Annotated in this window: 1 protein-coding gene; it reads left to right on the top strand. The window is 70.2% G+C overall.

Features of this window, described 5'->3' with window-relative positions; all coding sequences use genetic code 11:
* Positions 1–439: V-type ATPase 116kDa subunit family protein (locus ACTFO6_RS17720; protein ID WP_439935739.1), on the top strand; the 439-nt coding region annotated here is incomplete at both ends.

Below are 439 nucleotides of genomic sequence, written 5' to 3'. Positions count from 1 at the left end.
CCCATGGTGGGCCCGGCCTTTCGAGCTGTTCGCCCGGGCGATCGGGGTGCCTTCCCGAGATGAGGTGGATCCGAGCCCGTTGCTCGCCCTGGTAGTGCCCCTGCTATTCGGCTACATGTTCGGCGACGTGGGCCAGGGGCTGGTCATCCTGGTCGCGGGCCTGGCGCTGCGCCGGCGTCTTGTCGTGGCGCGGCTCTTCATCACCGGGGGAATCGCGGCCATGGCCTTCGGCGCCCTGTTCGGGAGCGTCTTCGCCCGGGAGGACCTCATTCCGGCCCTCTGGTTGCACCCGTTGGATGAGCCCCTCACGGTGCTCGTCGTGCCCCTCGCGGGGGGAGCCCTGCTGCTTGCGCTAGGGCTCGTCCTCAACGGAGTGGAGGCGGGGTGGCGCGGCGAAGCCCGCCGCTGGCTGCAGCGGGATGCCGGTATGCTCTTGTTC

Source organism: Pelomicrobium sp. G1 (genome assembly GCF_051905455.1).
GTDB lineage: Bacteria > Pseudomonadota > Gammaproteobacteria > Burkholderiales > UBA6910 > Pelomicrobium.
The sequence above is the reverse complement of the archived record's forward strand: the minus strand, read 5'-3'. Positions and strand labels throughout refer to the sequence as shown.